The organism is Mesorhizobium sp. B2-5-4 (assembly GCF_006441095.1).
Lineage (GTDB): Bacteria > Pseudomonadota > Alphaproteobacteria > Rhizobiales > Rhizobiaceae > Mesorhizobium > Mesorhizobium salmacidum.
In genome coordinates, this window is the sequence record NZ_VFUR01000016.1 from 51312 (window position 1) to 66981 (window position 15670).

The window sequence follows — 15670 nt, forward strand, 5'->3', positions numbered from 1 at the left end:
GCTTCCCGTGGCCGGGCAATTCGGCACCCCTATTAACGCCAAGCAGCCGGCTTGCCTATGCCTTGGGGTGACTAACTTCGTCGCGCCAGCGCCGGCCCGATGTCTGGACACCGAACAGCGAGGGGTTCCTGGCATAGGCGGCAAGGCCTAGGAGCGCCGCCAGCGGATGGGTGATGACATAGACCGGCATGGTGCGCATCAGCGCGCTGTGCGGCGCCTTGTCCTCGAAAGCGGCGCGGAAATTGCCCTCCTTCAGCGCCGGCACGATCTTTTGCGCGATGCCGCCGGTGAGGAAAACCCCGCCCCGGCTCATGAACACCAAGGCAAGGTCGCCGGCGGTGCGGCCCAGGCAGGTGACAAAGGTCTCCAGCGCTTCCTGCGCCACAGGATCGGTCTTGGCCAGCGCCGCAGCGGTGACCTCGGCCGGCGTGGTGAAGGGCGACGGCTTGCCGTCGGCCCTGGCCACCGCCCGGTAGACATTGACGAGGCCTCGCCCGGACAGGATCTGCTCGCCCGAAATGCGGCCGTCGAGCTTCTCGATGTGCGGGAACACCTCGAAATCGCGGGCCGAACGCGGCCCGATGTCCATATGGCCGCCTTCGCCGGGCACCGGTATCCAGTGATGAAGCGCGTGGACCAGCCCGGCGACGCCGAGCCCGGTTCCCGGTCCCAGCACGACGCGGCCGGCATTGGGCTCCGGCGTGCTGCCGCCGATCTTTTCCATCTGCTCTTCGCCGAGTGCGACGACGGCCAGCGCCTGCGCCTCGAAGTCGTTGAGCACGACGATGTCGCTCAGGCCGAGGCTGGCGAACATCTGCCGGGGCTTGACGATCCACGGGCAGTTGGTGAGTTCGATCTCGTCGCCATCGACCGGACCGGCCACCGCCAGCACAGCCGAATTGGGCCGGACCGAGGAGCGATCGAGCACGGCCGACTGGATCGCCTCGTCGATGGTGCTGTAATTGGCGGTCTGGACGATGGTCGGCTCGCCGGCCTCGGAATTGGCGTCGAGCACGATCGAAAAGCGCGCATTGGTGCCGCCGATATCGCCGATCAGGATCGGAAACCGCAGCAAAGTCTCGTCATCGCCTGTGCCTGGCATGCTCTTGTCCGTCCCCCGGCGCCCTCGATGGCGTTTCGCCGTTCTTCCGTTGACTAGCGCATGAGTTTGAAAAGGGAAACGGTTTTCGGACCCGGCGATGCGCAGGGAGAGGTTCTGCGGCCAAACGGCCACTGTTTCATGAAAGCAGGCAGCTAAACCGATTGAGCTTGCCGACGGCGCCCGACAATCACTTCGCGGGCGGGCGTGGACGCGGCACCGGCACGCCGACCTCGGGTGTCGCCGTGAAGGCGTTCAACGCGCTTGGCAGGCCTGCCGTGCTGCTGGCAGTGACGGCGGGCGGCGATGGCGTTTCGGGTGCGGGCGCGGGCGCCGCCACCGCTATCGGCACCGTGTCGCCGTGATAGGTCGCGGCCTCGGCCGAGGCAGGCCCCGGCGCGTCGAGCACCGCGCGGCATTCCTTGGGCAGGTTGGCCATCGTCATCAGGTCGCGGGCCTTCGGCGCATCCGGGTTCTTATTGGGCCGCCACGGCTCCTGCGTGAACCACCAGGCCAGCGGCTTGCCGCAACCGTCATCATCCGGCGTCGCTTCCTGCGCCTTGCAATTGGGCGAGCCCGGCTGACAGCCGATGCGCATGTGGAAATGATAGTCGTGGCCCCAGAACGGCCTGATCTTGCGCAGCCAGGAGCGGTCGCCCTTGACGGTGTCGCAGAGCTTCTTCTTGATGCCCGGATTGACCAGGATGCGCTCGACCTGCGGATAGCTCGCGGCCCGCTTTAGCAACGCCGTATGCCGCGGCGTCCACAGGGCATCCTTCACCAGATGCGTCTTCTCGTCGACCATCAGCGTGGCGCTCATGGTCTCGCGCTGCGCCCTGCTCATCGTGCGGTCGGGCATCGGCGTCAGCCAGATGTCGGCGTCGAGCCCGATCTGGTGCGAGGCATGGCCGGTCAGCATCGGGCCGCCGCGCGGCTGCGCGATGTCGCCGATCAGCAGGCCGGGCCAACCGTCGGCGACCGCATCGCGCGACAATCTCTCGATCAGCGCGATCAGCGCCGGATGGCCCCAGCGGCGGTTGCGCGATGGCCGCATTACCTGCCAGGTCGGACCATCCATGGGGATGGCGACGCCGCCGGAAAAGCAGCCCTTGGAATAGAAGCCGAAGGATTGCGCCGCGGTAGCCGTCGGCAGTTTCTCGGCGCCGAACAGGTCTTTTGCCCGTTCCTCGGCCGCTGCGGGCTGCGCGGCGAGACCTGCCAGGGCCAGCGCCGCCGCCAATACCGAATTTCTGGCGCCAGGCGATCGCGTCGATGATTTCATGAACCGCACCCCCGTGCCTCCAACGCCGAATCATACCACGCCAAGCGCCGCGCTTCGATCATCCTAACCCCTTCGCGGCCTTCATCGGACTGCGCGGCGCGCCGTCGCGCCAGTCGCCGCTTGCCCACATATGGTCGAAGGCGGCGCGATAGTCCGGAAAGCGAAACCGATAGCCCGCCGCCTTGATCGCCGCATTGGCGACCCGCTTGTTCTCGCCATAGAAGGACCGCGCCATGGGCGAAAGTTGGGCGGTCTCGAACGGAATTTCGGGCGGCGGCGCGATACCCATCAGCGAAGCGGCATAGGCAACGACATCCTGCGGCGGCGCCGGCTCATCGTCGGTGACGTTGAAGATGCCGCCGGTATTGCCGCCGATCAGATGCCAGAGCGCGCCCGATATGTCGTCGCAATGGATGCGGTTGAAGACCTGGTCCGGCTTGACCAGCCGCCTGGCCGTGCCGTTTTCCAGATTGACCAGCGCGTTGCGGCCCGGACCGTAGATGCCCGACAGCCGCAGGATCGCCACCGGCCGGTCGATGTCCTCGCCAAGCTTCAACCAGTCCTGCTCGGCCTCGACCCGCATCGTCGAGCGCTTCGAAACCGGCCGGCACGCGGCCGTTTCATCGACCCAGGCACCGCCAAGATCGCCATAGACCCCGACGGTCGAGAGATAGCCGATCCATTTCAGGTCAGGCATCCCTGCGATCGCCTCGCGGGCGGCATTCAGCACGGGATCGCCGGCTTCCTCCGGAGCGACGGAAATCACCAGATTGGTGGTTTTCTCGAGCGCTTCGCCGATTTCGCCGGTTAGCGCGCCATCGAACAGCAGCGGGCCGATGCCGGCTTGGCGCAGCGCTTCGAATTTTTCCTCGGAGCGTGTCGTGCCGAAGATCGGGGCGGCTCCCCTGTTGGCGCGGCCAAAGGCCTTGCCCGAATAGCCGGCGCCGAAGATGAAGATCCGCTTTTCGTTCATGCATGCGTCCTGTTTGGCCGTGCCAGGCGCCATTCCTCGCGGACGGCGCCATCGCCCTCGCTCTTCAGGCCGTTCGCGGCCCGTTCGGCATATTCGGTTTCTGGCACCAGCCGCGCCAGCGCCCATATTGCCGCGCCCCGCACCAGCGGCGAGGCGTCGCCGAGCAGGTCCCGGACGCTATCGGCAAGCGCGGCCTCGCCGGAATTGCCGGCGGCGATCAGCACGTTGCGGACAAAGCGGTCGCGACCGATGCGTTTGATCGGCGAACCGGAGAAGAAGCTGCGGAAGGCAGCATCGTCGAGGGCCAAAAGGTCGGCAAGTTCAGGCTCGCGCAAATCGTCGCGCGCGGCGAGCTTGGCCTCCGAAGCCGCGCTTGCGAACTTGTTCCATGGGCAAGCCGCGAGGCAGTCGTCGCAGCCATAGATGCGGTTGCCGATCGCCTCGCGGAATTCATGCGGTATCGGCCCCTTGTTCTCGATGGTGAGATAGGAGATGCAGCGCCGCGCATCGAGCCGATAAGGCGCCGGAAACGCGTCGGTCGGGCAGGCGTCGAGGCAGGCGCGGCAGGAGCCGCAATGGTCGATCTCGGCGCTATCCGGCACCAGTTCGGCCGTGGTGAAGATGGTGCCGAGGAACAGCCAGGAGCCGTGCTCGCGGCTGACCAGATTGGTGTGCTTGCCTTGCCAGCCCAGGCCCGCTGCTTCCGCCAGCGGCTTTTCCATGACAGGTGCGGTGTCGACGAATACTTTGACGTCGCCGCCCGCCCGCGCGACGGTCTTGCCGGCGATTTCCTTCAGCCGACCTTTCATCACCTCGTGATAGTCGCGGTTTTTCGCGTAGACCGAGATCGCGCCGCGGTCGCGCCGGGCCAGCACGTCGCGCGGATCATGGTCAGGCCCATAATTCATCGCCAGCACGATGATCGAGCGCACGCCGGGCCACAGCGTGGAAGGCTCGCTGCGGCGCGCAATCGTCTCGGCGATCCAGTCCATGGAGCCGTGAAAGCCGTCGGCGACGAATTCGGCCAGGCGCGCTGGCGCCAGCGGGATGGCATCGGGAGTGGTGACTGCGACGGCGTCGAAGCCGGCGCGCCGCGCCTCCGCGTCGATCAGCGCACGCAGTTTTGCCGGATCAGAAGTCGAGATCCGCATAGTGCGATACCGGCGACAGGCCGCGCACGCGGTCGGTCAGGAGCGGCCGGAACGAAGGCCGCGATTTCACCCGCGTGTACCATTCGCGCGCGGCGGGGTGTTCGCGCCAGTCGATCTCGCCGAGATAGTCGAGCACCGACAGCGTCGCGGCGGCCGCCAGATCGGCATAGGTGACCCTGCCGCCGGCCAGCCAGTGACGGGTGCCGGCCAGCCAGTTGGTGTATTTCATGTGCTGGCGGATGTTGGCGCGCGCGGCGCGGATGGCGCCCGAATCGGGCGAGCCGCCGCCCGCCGTTTCCGGCATCACCGGCTTCAGCACGCGCTCGCGCACCAGATGGCGCGTCACTTCGCTTTCGGCCTTGTTGAGATACCAGTCGATCAGCCTGCGGATTTCAGCGCGCTGCATCGGGTCCTCGGCGAACAGCCGCTTGTCGCGCTTGAGCACACCGCGCGTCTCGTCGAGATATTCCGAGATCACCGTCGCACCGATGATCGGCACGTCGCCCTCGGCCAGCAGGATCGGCAGCGTGCCGGCCGGATTCAGCGCCAAAAATTCCTTGCGCCGCGTCCACGGCTTTTCCTCGATCAGCGCCAGCTCCTCGCCATACTCGCCAAAGGCGAGGCGGACGAAGCGGCAGGTTGCGAACATGGGATGGTGGAAAAGCGTCAGCATGGTTCCGCGATGATAAAGCGCACTAATGTGGTTTGGATTTGAAGTTCCTGCCCCTCAATGGCATCCGCGTTCAGGAACTTCAAATCCAAACCACATTAGAACTCAAAGTTGACAGTGTGGCTCAGAATCCGGAATTCGCGCATCGCGCTCGTCCCGGGTGTGGCGAATTCCGGATTGCCACACTGGCGAATCGCAGGGCGCACCGGTAAGTCTTGGCCGCCCGGTTAGCGGGCCGTCAGGGGTGTTGCGACCTATAGGGGGACTTCGGCGCCATGACAAGCAAGCCATTCTGTTAGCCGTCACGCCAACGCCGAGGTAGAAATGGAAAGCCAGACCATCGTCGAAGCCCTGCTGCTTGGCCTGCTGGAAGGGTTGACCGAATTCATACCGGTGTCTTCGACCGGCCATATCCTGCTCGCCGGCCATTTCCTCGGCTTCCAGTCGACCGGCAAGGCCTTCGAGATCCTGATCCAGCTCGGCGCCATCCTGGCGATCCTCAGCGTCTATTTCCGGCGCCTGTGGCAGATGCTGCTCGACCTGCCGCATGACCGGCTGACGCGGCATTTCGTCATCGGCATCCTCATCGCCTTCCTGCCGGCCGCGGTCATCGGCGCGCTGGCGCACGACTTCATCAAGACGGTGCTGTTCGAATCGCCCCGGCTGATCTGCATCATGCTGATCATCGGCGGCGTGGTGCTGCTGGTCGTCGACCGCATGAACCTCAAGCCGGTCTACCGCGACGTCGAGCGGTTCCCGACCAGGCTTTACCTGCAGATCGGGCTTTTCCAGTGCCTGTCGCTGATCCCCGGCACGTCGCGCTCCGGCTCGACCATCGTCGGCGCGCTGCTCCTGGGTGTCGACAAGCGGGCGGCGGCGGAATTTTCCTTCTTCCTCGCCATTCCGACCATGGTCGGCGCGTTCGCCTTCGACCTGTTCAAGAACCGCAACGTGCTGACCTCGGCCGACCTGCCGATCATCGCCATCGGCTTCGTCGCCGCCTTCGTCACGGCGTTGTTCGTGGTGCGCTTCCTGCTCGATTACGTCTCGCGCAACGGCTACTCGCTGTTCGGCTGGTGGCGGCTGGTGGTGGGTGTTGTCGGGCTGGTGACGTTGATGATCTGGGGGTGAGGAGCGATCCGCACCTCCGCGCCTTCGTCATCCACGGGCGGAGCAAGGAATGCCCCGCCTCAACTCCTCCCATAAAACGCATTCGGGACATGCACGGGCCAGCGCCAGGGCAGCACGGCGACCATGTCGAAGCGCATCGACAGCCTGCCATAGTCCGGCTGGCGCGACAGCCAGATGTCGGCCGCACCCTCGATGCGACGCTCCGATTCGTGACCGATCGCTTCCATGGCTTCGATCAGCGTGCGGCGCGCCTTGACCTCGACGAACAGCACCAGGTCGCCGCGCCGCGCGATCAGGTCGATCTCGCCAAAGCGCGTGCGGTGGCGGCGCGCCAGGATGCGGTAGCCTTTCAGCATCAACGCGACAGCCGCCAGCCATTCGCCGCGATGGCCGCGCCGGTAGGCTTTTTGGCGGCTGGCGCTCGGGCGCTCAGCCACTGCCGGCTCCGGAACTTTGCTCGACCATGATCTCTGGACAAACGAAACCGTTTGTCCGAGAAAACCGGCTTCCACTTTTCGGGATCATGGTCTGTCCTTGAGCTCGAGCAGCCGCCGATAGAGCGCCTGCTTCTGGCCGCCGGTCATTTTAGCGGCTTCCGCCGCCGCCTTGGAGGCCGGCATTTCGGCAGCGAGCGACAAAAGCAGACGATCGATGTCTTCGGGTTCGTCGGCCTTGGCCCCGGCCGGGCCGATACAGACGACGATCTCGCCCTTCGGCGTATCGGCCGCCGCATAATGGTCGGCCAGCGCTTGCAGCGTGCCGGTGCGCATTTCCTCGTACGTCTTGGTCAATTCCCGGCCGATCGCAGCTTTGCGTTCGCCGCCCAGCGCCTCGACCATGGCGCCGAGCGACTCAGCCAGCCGGCGCGGTGACTCGAAGAAGATCAAGGTCGCCGGCACCGCCTTCAGTGCCTCCAGCCGTGACAGCCGCTGGCCAACCTTGACCGGCAAAAAGCCGGCGAACAGGAAGGCGTCGGACGGCAGGCCCGACGCCGTCAGCGCGGCAAGCGGCGCCGACGGGCCGGGGATCGGCACGACGCGAATGCCCTGGTCGAGCGCTTCTCCGACCAGCCTGTAGCCGGGATCGGAGACCAGCGGCGTGCCGGCATCCGAAATCAGCGCCACGCTCTGGCCGGCTTCGAGTGCCGCGATCAGCTTCGGCCCGGCCTCGCCGGCATTGTGTTCGTGATAGGCGGTGGTGCGGCGGCGAATGCCGTAGCGGTCGAGCAGCACGCGCGACACACGCGTATCCTCGCAGGCGACGATGTCGGCGGCGGCCAGCGTCTCCAGCGCGCGCAGCGTGATGTCGGCGAGGTTGCCGATCGGCGTCGCCACCAGATAGAGCGCCGGATCGAGCGGACGAGCCGCGATCTCGGCCTGCCCGACCACATAGCTGCGCTTGCCTGTCTCGCCAGTCACCAATGCCGTCTCCGTTCAGGCCTGTCTGGCCCGCCAAATCTTGTTTGGCATGGCTGGCGCCGGCTTGCAAAACTCGCACCGGTGTAAGGCAATCGCCATTCCTTCGCCACAGTAGGGAACGAAACCGGGTTTGGCAGATTTAGCCCCTGATTCCCAAGGGAGGACAGGATGGACAGCCTGACGATACAGGACGCTTTCGAGCCTTACTATGCCGGCCGCAGCCGGAGTGCCGCACGCCAGGACAAACGGCTGCCAGCCCGGAACGACACCAGCCTGACCAAGCAGGCCGCGAGTGCCTTGCCAACAGACGTCAGGCTTTCCGACAACAAACCCGACAGCACGACGGAGCACTGACCGGACGATGCCCAATCGCTTCGATATCTTCATCACCCGTCTTGAAACGAAAACCGCCCGCAACGGCGTACCGCAATCTCCGATAGGCGACCAGCACCGTGGCCGCCGCGACAAAGACGGCGCTAAGCCGGTCCGGAGCGGCGAGACGCATGCAGAGAAGGAGCGCGGAAAGCACCGCCACAAACACGACGCCTGATCTGGCTCAGATTGGCAAGGCGGCCGCCGAAGGCGGAGGGGCGAACGCCGGTCAGGCGCTCAGTCCAGATATCGTGAAACGCGCGCCTTCAGAAGCGCCATCAGCTCCGGGTCCATAAATTCGTAGTCGTCCGGGATGTCGAGGCAGATCACCTTGGCCGCCTTCAGGCTGGCCTTGAATTTCTTCTGCAGTTTCGTCCGGTGGATTTTCTCCATGACAAAGATGATGTCGGCCCAGGCGACAAGTTCGTGCGTCAGCGGAGTGTCGGCATCATGATTGGTGCCGGCCGAGGCGACTTCCATGTCGCGCCGCGTGGAAAACACCTGCTCGGCGGTAGGGCTGCGCAAGCGGTTCTGGCTGCAGATGAAGAGGACGTTTTTCAAGGGTTTAGCGCGCCAGGTCCGCCACCACGGCGTCGAGCACGATCATGCCGGCCGGCGTGGCGCGCAGCCGCGCATTGCCGATCGGCGCCACCAGCCCCTCACCCTGCAGCACCGACAGCCGCGCGCTCGATAGGCCGCGTCCGGAAAACGCCTCGTAGCGGGAGAGGTCAATGCCTTCGGCGAGCCTGAGCCCCATCAAAAGAAACTCGTCGGCCTCTTCGGAGCGCGTCAGGAGTTCGCCGCCGGTGATGCCATGGCCCTTGGCTTCGACCAGATTGGCCCAGGTCTCCGGCATTCTCTCGGCAATCGTCACCACCCGATGGCCGTTCTCGACGAAGCGGCCATGCGCGCCTGGACCGACGCCGACATATTCGCCGTAGCGCCAATAGGTCAGATTGTGCCGGCTCTCGGCGCCCGGCCTGGCGTGGTTGGAAATCTCGTAGGCCGGCAGACCGTGCGCCGATGTGATTTCCTGCGTCAACGCGTAGAGATCGGCGGCGTGATCGTTGTCGGGAATGACGAATTTCTTTGCCGCGTGCAGCGCATGGAAGGGCGTGCCTTCCTCGATGGTCAGCTGGTAAAGCGACAGATGGTCGGCGGCATGGCCGATCGCCTGTTCGAGTTCCGCCTGCCAATCCTGTGGCGTCTGCCCGGGGCGCGCATAGATCAGGTCGAAGGACAGGCGCGGAAAGATTTCGCGCGCGAGCCCGATGGCGTGCAAGGCTTCCTCGACATTGTGCAGCCTGCCGAGAAAGCGCAAATCCTTGTCGTTCAGCGCCTGCACGCCGAGCGAGACGCGGTTGACCCCCGCCGCCCGGTAGCCACGGAAACGCTCCGCCTCGACCGAGGACGGGTTGGCCTCGAGCGTCACCTCGATGCCATCGGGCACCGTCCAGTTCCTGGCCACCGCGTCCAGAACCCTGGCCACCGTTTCCGGCTTCATCAGCGACGGCGTGCCGCCGCCGAGAAAAATGCTGGTCACGTCGCGCGGCCCGGTGCGCTGGCGCATCGTCGCCAACTCGGCCTCGAACGCGGCGGCAAAGCGCTCCTGGTCGACCGGCTGGTGGCGGACATGGCTGTTGAAGTCGCAATAGGGGCACTTGGCCGCGCAGAATGGCCAATGCACGTAGACGCCGAAGCCGGGACTGCGGTCGAGCGCCATGGTGGTTGCGGGTCCGATCATACGGAGCCAAGCCTGACCGAATCAAGCCGAGCTTGGGCGAATTTCTGGAAGGCGCGGGCGCGGTGCGACAGCGCCGTCGCCTGGCCTGGCTTCCAGCCGTGCTTTTCCTCGGCACTCATCTCGCCGAAGGTTTTGTCGAAGCCATTGGGCAAGAACACCGGATCGTAGCCGAAGCCGAGCTCGCCGCGCGGCGGCCAGACCAGCGTGCCCTCGGCCTCGCCGCGATAATATTCGGCCTCGCCGTCGGGAAAGGCGAGGCAGATGACGGCGACGAAGCGGCCCGTGCGCCGCTCGGGCGTGGCCGCGCCGACTTCCTGCAACGCGACTTCGGTGCGCTGCATGGCCATGGCGAAATCGCGCGATCCCTCCGGCGTCTCGGCCCAGTTGGCGGTATAGACGCCGGGCGCGCCGTCGAGCGCGTCGACGCAGAGGCCGGAATCGTCCGACAGCGCCGGCAGGCCGGTCGCCTTCGCGGCGGCGAAGGCCTTGATGTAGGCGTTTTCCTCGAAGGTGGTGCCGGTTTCGTCCGGTTCGGGCAGGCCATACTCCTTGGCCGACTTCGCCTCGAAGCCGAATGGACCCATCAGATCGGCGAATTCGCGCAGCTTGCCGGCGTTGTGGCTGGCAACGACGATCTTCTTGCCATCGAGTGTATGGAGGTTTGGTGAATGCATCAAAGGCCCCAGATTCTTGGCTCGGCGAACTCGATCGAATTGCCCGAGGGGTCGCGTATATAGATCGAACGGCCACCTTGCGGCCATTCGAATTCGCTTTCGATGGCGATTTTCTTCGCTTGGAGATGTGTTCTCCAGCCGTCGATTTCAGCGGCGCTGGCGGCAAAGCACAGATGACCCTCGCCGACCGCGCCGTGCGGCGGCACTTTCAGCTTCGCGTCCGGTGCGGGCGGAATTTTGGTCGCTTCGGCGTTGAAGACGAGCAGGACGCCTGGGCCGCAGCGGAAGAAAAGGTGGCGGCCGTCGACCTTGCCGAGGAGGATGAGGCCGAGGACGTCGGTGTAGAAGTGCTCAGCGGCGTCAAGGTCGGTGACGTAGAGGGCCGATTCCAGGATGGCGGAGGGAGTCACGAGGCACCCCCCTCTGCCCTGCCGGGCATCTCCGCCTCAAGGGGGGAGATTGGCAATTTCGATGTTGTCGCACACCCAGCAACGCTGAAAGCCAGCGAAGGCCGAGACGGTATCCGATCTCCCTCCTCGAGGGGGAGATGGCCGGCAGGCCAGAGGGGGGCGTTCAAGCTCGGCATTAAACCCTACGCGACCGCCATCTGCTGCAGGCTGACCAGTCGGGAAATGCCCTTCTTGGCCAGGCCCATAAGCGTCGCGAACTGGTCTTCGGAGAAAGGTTCGCCCTCGGCGGTGCCCTGAATCTCGACGATGCCGCCCTTGCCGGTCATGACGAAATTGGCGTCGGTGCCGGCCGAGGAATCCTCGACATAGTCGAGGTCGATGACCGGCTGGCCGTCATGGATGCCGCAGGAAATCGCCGCGACATGGTCTTTCAGCACTTTCGAAACGCTGGCCATCTGCCGGGCTTCCATCCAGCGCAGGCAATCATAGAGCGCCACCCAGCCGCCGGTGATCGAAGCGGTGCGGGTGCCGCCGTCGGCCTGGATGACATCGCAGTCGACGGTGATCTGCTGTTCACCCAGCGCCTGCAGGTCGACCACGGCGCGCAAGGAGCGGCCGATCAGGCGCTGGATCTCCAGCGTGCGGCCGCCCTGCTTGCCGGCGGAGGCCTCGCGGCGCATGCGCTCGCCGGTCGAGCGCGGCAGCATGCCGTATTCCGCCGTGACCCAGCCCTTGCCGGAATTGCGCATCCAGCCCGGCACCTTTTCCTCGAGGCTCGCGGTGCACAGGACGTGCGTGTCGCCGAACTTCACCAGGCAGGAGCCTTCGGCGTGTTTGGAGACGCCGCGCTCGAAGGAGATGGCGCGCATTTCGTCGAATTGGCGTTTGGAGGGGCGCATTCGGCCTGCTTTCTTGTCAGTTTCTTGAAATCGTGGCCGGCTTTTAGACGCAAGGGGGGCAGCGCGCAAAGGAAAACGGACCGGCGATCTGACACAGACACCCGGGGTGATCTGGCACAGACACCGAGGTGATCCGACACAGACAGCCCGGGTGATCCGACACAGACACCGGTTGCGCGCGCCCCACCGAAGTCTATATCCTTGAACCGGAGGTTTTTGGCCAAATGACCAAGCCAGTCGATCCCGCGTCGCAGTCGCCGGCGCTTCAATCGCTCGACATGCGCTCGCGCGACATCTTCCGGCGCATCGTCGATTCCTACCTGAGGGACGGCGAGCCCGTGGGCTCGCGCAGCTTGTCGCGCATCCTGCCGTCCTCGCTGTCGCCGGCTACCATCCGCAACGTGATGAGCGACCTCGAACATCTCGGGCTGATCTACGCGCCGCATATTTCGGCCGGCCGTCTGCCGACGCAGGCTGGCCTGCGTTTCTTCGTCGATGCCTTCATGGAGCTTGGCGACCTCTCCGACGAGGAGCGCCGTACAATCGAGGCGCAGGTGCGGGCCTCCGGCTCGGGCGCGACGCTGGAGCATATGCTGACAGAGGCCAGCCAGATGCTGTCGGGCATGTCGCGCGGCGCCGGCCTGGTGCTGGCCGCCAAGAACGAGGTGGCGCTCAAGCATATCGAATTCATCCAGCTGGAGCCGACCAAGGCGCTTGCCGTGCTGGTGTCGCAGAATGGCGACGTCGAGAACCGCGTCGTCGAGCTGCCCGCCGGCATCACCGTCTCGCAACTGCACGAGGCCTCGAATTTCCTCAACGCGCATATCCGTGGCCGCACGCTGGCCGAGGCGCGCACCGAGATCGCCCGCATCAAGGAAGAGACGAGGGCGGCGCTCGACACGCTGTCGCAGGACCTCGTCGAGAAGGGGCTGGCTGTATGGGCGGGCGCCGAAAGCGGCCTGCCAGCCCGGCTCATCGTGCGCGGCCGCGCCAATCTGCTGGAAAACGTCACCGCCCAGGCCGACATCGAATTGCTGCGGCATCTGTTCGAGGACATGGAGACGCAGGATGGTTTGATCCAGCTGCTCGACCTTGCCGAAGAGGGATCGGGCGTGCGCATCTTCATCGGTTCGGAAAACAAGCTGTTCTCGCTATCGGGCTCGTCGCTGGTGGTGGCGCCCTATCGCGATAAGGACGCCCGCGTCGTCGGCGCGCTCGGCGTCATCGGCCCGACCCGGCTCAACTATGCCCGCATCGTGCCGATGGTGGATTATACGGCGCAGCTGATATCGCGCATGCTGCGCTAGGTGTACTGATATTCGGGTGAAGCCGGCCTGCAAACGGCTGATACCTGCGCTTCCGGTGCCGCCGTTTTCGACTCGGCCTGACCCGAATCTCGACATACCTTTGGTGCGACACCGAAGGACCGGCTGCAAAGGAGAAAAAGAATGGCGCTGGAATCATTCAAGGCCCAGATCAGCCTGCTGCTCGAAGAAATGGTCAACCAGCCGGAGGACCAGCACGAAATTCAGGAACAGCTGCGCGAAAAACTGCGGGAAATGCGCGCCATGGGCCTGCCGTTGCCGGCCGATCTCGTGGAACTGGAAAAGCGCCTGGACGACGATTTCTACGCTGCCGGGACCTGATCCCGGAAGTTTGCTCACCGTGCGTGACGGAACCCACCGACAAGCCGATCGTTAATTTCCTTCACGACCGGGTGGAGGAAGTGATGCGATTGGCCGGACTGGCGATGTCGGCACTGTTTCTCACGACCGCGGCTCTCGCCCAGCAGGCCGACCGGCCCGTGCTCAAAGGCCCGGCGGCCTTCGGCGACTGGCGCGCGGATAAGCCCGGCGTGCGCCGGTTGATCAAGCCGGAAGACCTGCCGAGACCCTATGTCACCAAATCCGCCTCGAACGGCGCCGGCCTCACGGAGAGGCCGCAAGGCGCCAAGCCACAACTGCCGCCCGGCTTTTCGGCGGAACTCGTTGCGTCCGGCATCGACAATCCGCGTGTCGTGCGTGTCGCGCCGAACGGCGACCTGTTCGTCGCCGACAGCGAAGCCAACCAGGTCCGTGTCTATCGGCTGACGAACGGAAGCGCGAAAGCCGCGGAGAAAAGCATCTTCGCCGGCGGCCTCAACCAGCCCTATGGCATCGCCTTCCATCCACCCGGCAATGACCCGCAATGGGTCTATGTCGCCAACAGCGACAGCATCGTGCGCTTTGCCTACCGCAATGGCGATCTGAAGGCCTCGGGCGAACCGCAAACCATTGTCGACGACATCCCCTCGAGCCACCACTGGACCCGCGACATCGCCTTTTCCCCCGACGGCAAGACACTTTACCTCTCCGTCGGCTCCGGCTCGAATATCGCGGAGGACATGGGCAAAAGACCCAGAGGCGGGCTCGACGCCTGGGTCAAGTCGAAGCCGCTCGGCGCCAGCTGGGGTTCCGAGGCGGGCCGGGCCGAGGTGCAGGCTTTCGACCCCGACGGCAGGAATGGGCGCATCGTCGCCACCGGGCTGCGCAATTGTTCGGGCATGGCCGTGCAGCCGGCGACCGGCGCGCTGTGGTGCGTCGTCAACGAGCGCGACGCACTTGGCGACAATACGCCGGCGGAATACGCGACGACGGTCAGGGAAGGTGCCTTCTATGGCTGGCCGTGGTATTACATCGGCAACAATGAGGACCCGCGCCACAAGGGCGAGCGTCCCGACCTCGCCGGCAAGACTGATATTCCCGACGTGCTGATGCAGGCGCATTCGGCGCCGCTCAACATCGCTTTCTACGATGGCAAAAGCTTTCCGGCCGAGTACCAAGGCGACGCCTTCGTGGCCCTGCATGGCTCCTGGAACCGCGGCAACAGGACCGGCTACAAGGTGGTGCGGCTCAAGTTCAAGGACGGCAAGCCGACCGGTGAATATGAGGACTTCATGACCGGCTTTGTCGTCTCCAACGGCGAGGTCTGGGGCCGGCCGGTTGGCGTCGCGGTGGCCAAGGACGGGGCGCTGATCGTCACCGAAGACGGCAACGGCACAATCTGGCGCGTGACCTATAGTGACGGCCGGTCCTGATCCGTCTATTGGCAGCGCCGGCCCCCTCACCAGGTCTCACAGGGAGCTGGTGCAATCGAATCCAGTCCTCAGTAAATTCAATTCCATTCAGATATATGCGATGAAGCGCCCTCATCCGAGACCGAATCCATGACCCTCACCGGATTTCTTGCCTACAGCGCCGCGCTTGGCGTCGCCGCCGCCATCCCGGGCCCCGGCGTCACGGCGCTCGTCGCACGTGCGCTGGGCTCGGGCTTTCGCTCGTCGCTCGCCATGTCCTTCGGCCTGATGCTTGGCGATCTCACTTATTTGACCGCCGTGGTGCTGGGCCTGGCCTTCGTCGCGCAGGAGTTCGGCATGGTTTTCCTGGCGATCAAATGGGCCGGCGTCGCCTATCTCGCTTTCCTCGGCTGGCGCTTCTGGACCGCCGGCATAACGCCCGAAACCATCGAAGCCAGGAAGGGCAAGGGCGGCTTGCTGTCGAGCTTCATCGCCGGCCTCACCGTGACGCTCGGCAATCCAAAGACGATGATCTTCTATCTCGCCATCACGCCGACCATCGTCGACCTGAAGACCATCGCGCTTGCCGATTACGGCATTCTCGTCGCGCTGACGCTCGTCGTCCTGTTCGTCGTGCTGGTGCCTTACCTGGCGCTGGCGGCCAAGGCGCGCTGGTTCCTGAAGTCGCCGCGCGCGCTCAAGGTGCTGAACCGCACCGCCGGCGCCTTCATGGTTGGCGCGGCGGCGGCGATCGCTGCTCGCCAGTAGGTCGTTTCGACCAAACCATTCCCT

19 protein-coding genes are annotated in these 15670 nt (G+C 65.1%); 7 read left to right on the forward strand and 12 right to left on the reverse strand.

All coding sequences use genetic code 11. The features are described 5' to 3' along the window. Positions 1–55 precede the first annotated feature (55 nt). The 5 genes from FJ492_RS20095 to FJ492_RS20115 form a co-directional block, all read right to left on the reverse strand. Positions 56–1102: a glucokinase gene (locus FJ492_RS20095; RefSeq protein ID WP_140507010.1), complete on the reverse strand. Its 1047-nt coding sequence runs from the start codon at positions 1100–1102 to the stop codon at positions 56–58. 187 nt (positions 1103–1289) lie between these two features. Beyond that, positions 1290–2381 carry a penicillin-insensitive murein endopeptidase gene (mepA, locus tag FJ492_RS20100; protein ID WP_140771801.1) on the reverse strand — a complete coding sequence of 364 codons (1092 nt, stop codon included), beginning with the start codon at positions 2379–2381 and terminating at the stop codon, positions 1290–1292. 58 nt (positions 2382–2439) lie between these two features. Next, entirely contained in the window at positions 2440–3354 is a 915-nt protein-coding gene (locus FJ492_RS20105; protein WP_140771803.1) for an SDR family oxidoreductase, read from the reverse strand. Next, positions 3351–4505 (reverse strand): tRNA epoxyqueuosine(34) reductase QueG, encoded by a 1155-nt coding sequence (queG, locus tag FJ492_RS20110; RefSeq protein ID WP_140771806.1) that lies wholly within the window; start codon positions 4503–4505, stop codon positions 3351–3353. The genes FJ492_RS20105 and queG overlap by 4 nt, the downstream gene beginning before the upstream one ends. After that, a complete protein-coding gene (locus FJ492_RS20115) occupies positions 4486–5178 on the reverse strand; it encodes a glutathione S-transferase family protein (RefSeq protein ID WP_015314714.1) in 693 nt (230 codons plus the stop codon). The genes queG and FJ492_RS20115 overlap by 20 nt, the downstream gene beginning before the upstream one ends. A gap of 321 nt (positions 5179–5499) precedes the next feature. Between FJ492_RS20115 and FJ492_RS20120 the strand changes: the two genes are divergently transcribed. Then, positions 5500–6306: an undecaprenyl-diphosphate phosphatase gene (locus FJ492_RS20120; protein WP_027142549.1), complete on the forward strand. Its 807-nt coding sequence runs from the start codon at positions 5500–5502 to the stop codon at positions 6304–6306. Positions 6307–6365: 59 nt separating this feature from the next. On the opposite strand, the gene FJ492_RS20125 is transcribed toward FJ492_RS20120, so the two are convergent. Continuing rightward, complete coding sequence (locus FJ492_RS20125; RefSeq protein ID WP_140507018.1) at positions 6366–6743, reverse strand: YraN family protein; 378 nt, start codon at positions 6741–6743, stop codon at positions 6366–6368. Between the two features lie 84 nt (positions 6744–6827). Then, entirely contained in the window at positions 6828–7724 is an 897-nt protein-coding gene (gene rsmI, locus FJ492_RS20130) for a 16S rRNA (cytidine(1402)-2'-O)-methyltransferase (protein ID WP_140771808.1), read from the reverse strand. 168 nt (positions 7725–7892) lie between these two features. On the opposite strand from rsmI, the gene FJ492_RS20135 reads away from it, so the two are divergent. Further along, positions 7893–8078: a hypothetical protein gene (locus tag FJ492_RS20135; protein WP_027142552.1), complete on the forward strand. Its 186-nt coding sequence runs from the start codon at positions 7893–7895 to the stop codon at positions 8076–8078. A gap of 7 nt (positions 8079–8085) precedes the next feature. Further along, on the forward strand, positions 8086–8274 hold the full coding sequence (locus FJ492_RS20140; RefSeq protein WP_027142553.1) for a hypothetical protein: 189 nt from the start codon (positions 8086–8088) through the stop codon (positions 8272–8274). A gap of 59 nt (positions 8275–8333) precedes the next feature. Here FJ492_RS20140 and FJ492_RS20145 read toward each other — a convergent pair whose 3' ends face one another. The 5 genes from FJ492_RS20145 to rph all read right to left on the reverse strand — a co-directional run bounded on the left by FJ492_RS20145 (position 8334) and on the right by rph (position 11823). After that, positions 8334–8657 (reverse strand): low molecular weight protein tyrosine phosphatase family protein, encoded by a 324-nt coding sequence (locus FJ492_RS20145; RefSeq protein WP_140771810.1) that lies wholly within the window; start codon positions 8655–8657, stop codon positions 8334–8336. A gap of 4 nt (positions 8658–8661) precedes the next feature. Then, complete coding sequence (gene hemW, locus FJ492_RS20150) at positions 8662–9840, reverse strand: radical SAM family heme chaperone HemW (RefSeq protein WP_140771812.1); 1179 nt, start codon at positions 9838–9840, stop codon at positions 8662–8664. After that, complete coding sequence (gene rdgB / locus FJ492_RS20155; protein WP_140771814.1) at positions 9837–10514, reverse strand: RdgB/HAM1 family non-canonical purine NTP pyrophosphatase; 678 nt, start codon at positions 10512–10514, stop codon at positions 9837–9839. The genes hemW and rdgB overlap by 4 nt, the downstream gene beginning before the upstream one ends. Beyond that, on the reverse strand, positions 10514–10924 hold the full coding sequence (locus FJ492_RS20160; RefSeq protein WP_140771816.1) for a VOC family protein: 411 nt from the start codon (positions 10922–10924) through the stop codon (positions 10514–10516). Before FJ492_RS20160 ends, rdgB begins: the two co-directional genes overlap by 1 nt. Before the next feature lie 182 nt (positions 10925–11106). Beyond that, the gene (gene rph / locus FJ492_RS20170) at positions 11107–11823 is read right to left on the reverse strand and encodes a ribonuclease PH (RefSeq protein WP_027142558.1); all 717 of its coding nucleotides are present in this window, start codon (positions 11821–11823) and stop codon (positions 11107–11109) included. 224 nt (positions 11824–12047) lie between these two features. Here rph and hrcA point away from each other — a divergent pair, with 224 nt between their 5' ends. The 4 genes from hrcA to FJ492_RS20190 all read left to right on the forward strand — a co-directional run bounded on the left by hrcA (position 12048) and on the right by FJ492_RS20190 (position 15646). Further along, positions 12048–13130: a heat-inducible transcriptional repressor HrcA gene (hrcA, locus tag FJ492_RS20175; protein ID WP_140771820.1), complete on the forward strand. Its 1083-nt coding sequence runs from the start codon at positions 12048–12050 to the stop codon at positions 13128–13130. Between the two features lie 141 nt (positions 13131–13271). Further along, positions 13272–13469 carry a hypothetical protein gene (locus FJ492_RS20180; protein WP_015314792.1) on the forward strand — a complete coding sequence of 66 codons (198 nt, stop codon included), beginning with the start codon at positions 13272–13274 and terminating at the stop codon, positions 13467–13469. Positions 13470–13552: 83 nt separating this feature from the next. Beyond that, positions 13553–14899 carry a sorbosone dehydrogenase family protein gene (locus FJ492_RS20185; RefSeq protein WP_181166709.1) on the forward strand — a complete coding sequence of 449 codons (1347 nt, stop codon included), beginning with the start codon at positions 13553–13555 and terminating at the stop codon, positions 14897–14899. A gap of 129 nt (positions 14900–15028) precedes the next feature. After that, entirely contained in the window at positions 15029–15646 is a 618-nt protein-coding gene (locus FJ492_RS20190) for a LysE family translocator (protein ID WP_140771822.1), read from the forward strand. Positions 15647–15670: the final 24 nt, after the last annotated feature.

Coding starts and splice junctions, on each gene's coding strand:
- hrcA (WP_140771820.1), top strand. CDS start 12,048: ATGACCAAGCCAGTCGATCCCGCGTCGCAGTCGCCGGCGCTTCAATCG.
- FJ492_RS20190 (WP_140771822.1), top strand. CDS start 15,029: ATGACCCTCACCGGATTTCTTGCCTACAGCGCCGCGCTTGGCGTCGCC.
- FJ492_RS20115 (WP_015314714.1), bottom strand. CDS start 5,178: ATGCTGACGCTTTTCCACCATCCCATGTTCGCAACCTGCCGCTTCGTC.
- queG (WP_140771806.1), bottom strand. CDS start 4,505: ATGCGGATCTCGACTTCTGATCCGGCAAAACTGCGTGCGCTGATCGAC.
- FJ492_RS20105 (WP_140771803.1), bottom strand. CDS start 3,354: ATGAACGAAAAGCGGATCTTCATCTTCGGCGCCGGCTATTCGGGCAAG.
- mepA (WP_140771801.1), bottom strand. CDS start 2,381: ATGAAATCATCGACGCGATCGCCTGGCGCCAGAAATTCGGTATTGGCG.
- FJ492_RS20180 (WP_015314792.1), top strand. CDS start 13,272: ATGGCGCTGGAATCATTCAAGGCCCAGATCAGCCTGCTGCTCGAAGAA.
- FJ492_RS20120 (WP_027142549.1), top strand. CDS start 5,500: ATGGAAAGCCAGACCATCGTCGAAGCCCTGCTGCTTGGCCTGCTGGAA.
- FJ492_RS20140 (WP_027142553.1), top strand. CDS start 8,086: ATGCCCAATCGCTTCGATATCTTCATCACCCGTCTTGAAACGAAAACC.
- FJ492_RS20095 (WP_140507010.1), bottom strand. CDS start 1,102: ATGCCAGGCACAGGCGATGACGAGACTTTGCTGCGGTTTCCGATCCTG.
- hemW (WP_140771812.1), bottom strand. CDS start 9,840: ATGATCGGACCCGCAACCACCATGGCGCTCGACCGCAGTCCCGGCTTC.
- FJ492_RS20185 (WP_181166709.1), top strand. CDS start 13,553: ATGCGATTGGCCGGACTGGCGATGTCGGCACTGTTTCTCACGACCGCG.
- FJ492_RS20135 (WP_027142552.1), top strand. CDS start 7,893: ATGGACAGCCTGACGATACAGGACGCTTTCGAGCCTTACTATGCCGGC.
- rdgB (WP_140771814.1), bottom strand. CDS start 10,514: ATGCATTCACCAAACCTCCATACACTCGATGGCAAGAAGATCGTCGTT.
- rph (WP_027142558.1), bottom strand. CDS start 11,823: ATGCGCCCCTCCAAACGCCAATTCGACGAAATGCGCGCCATCTCCTTC.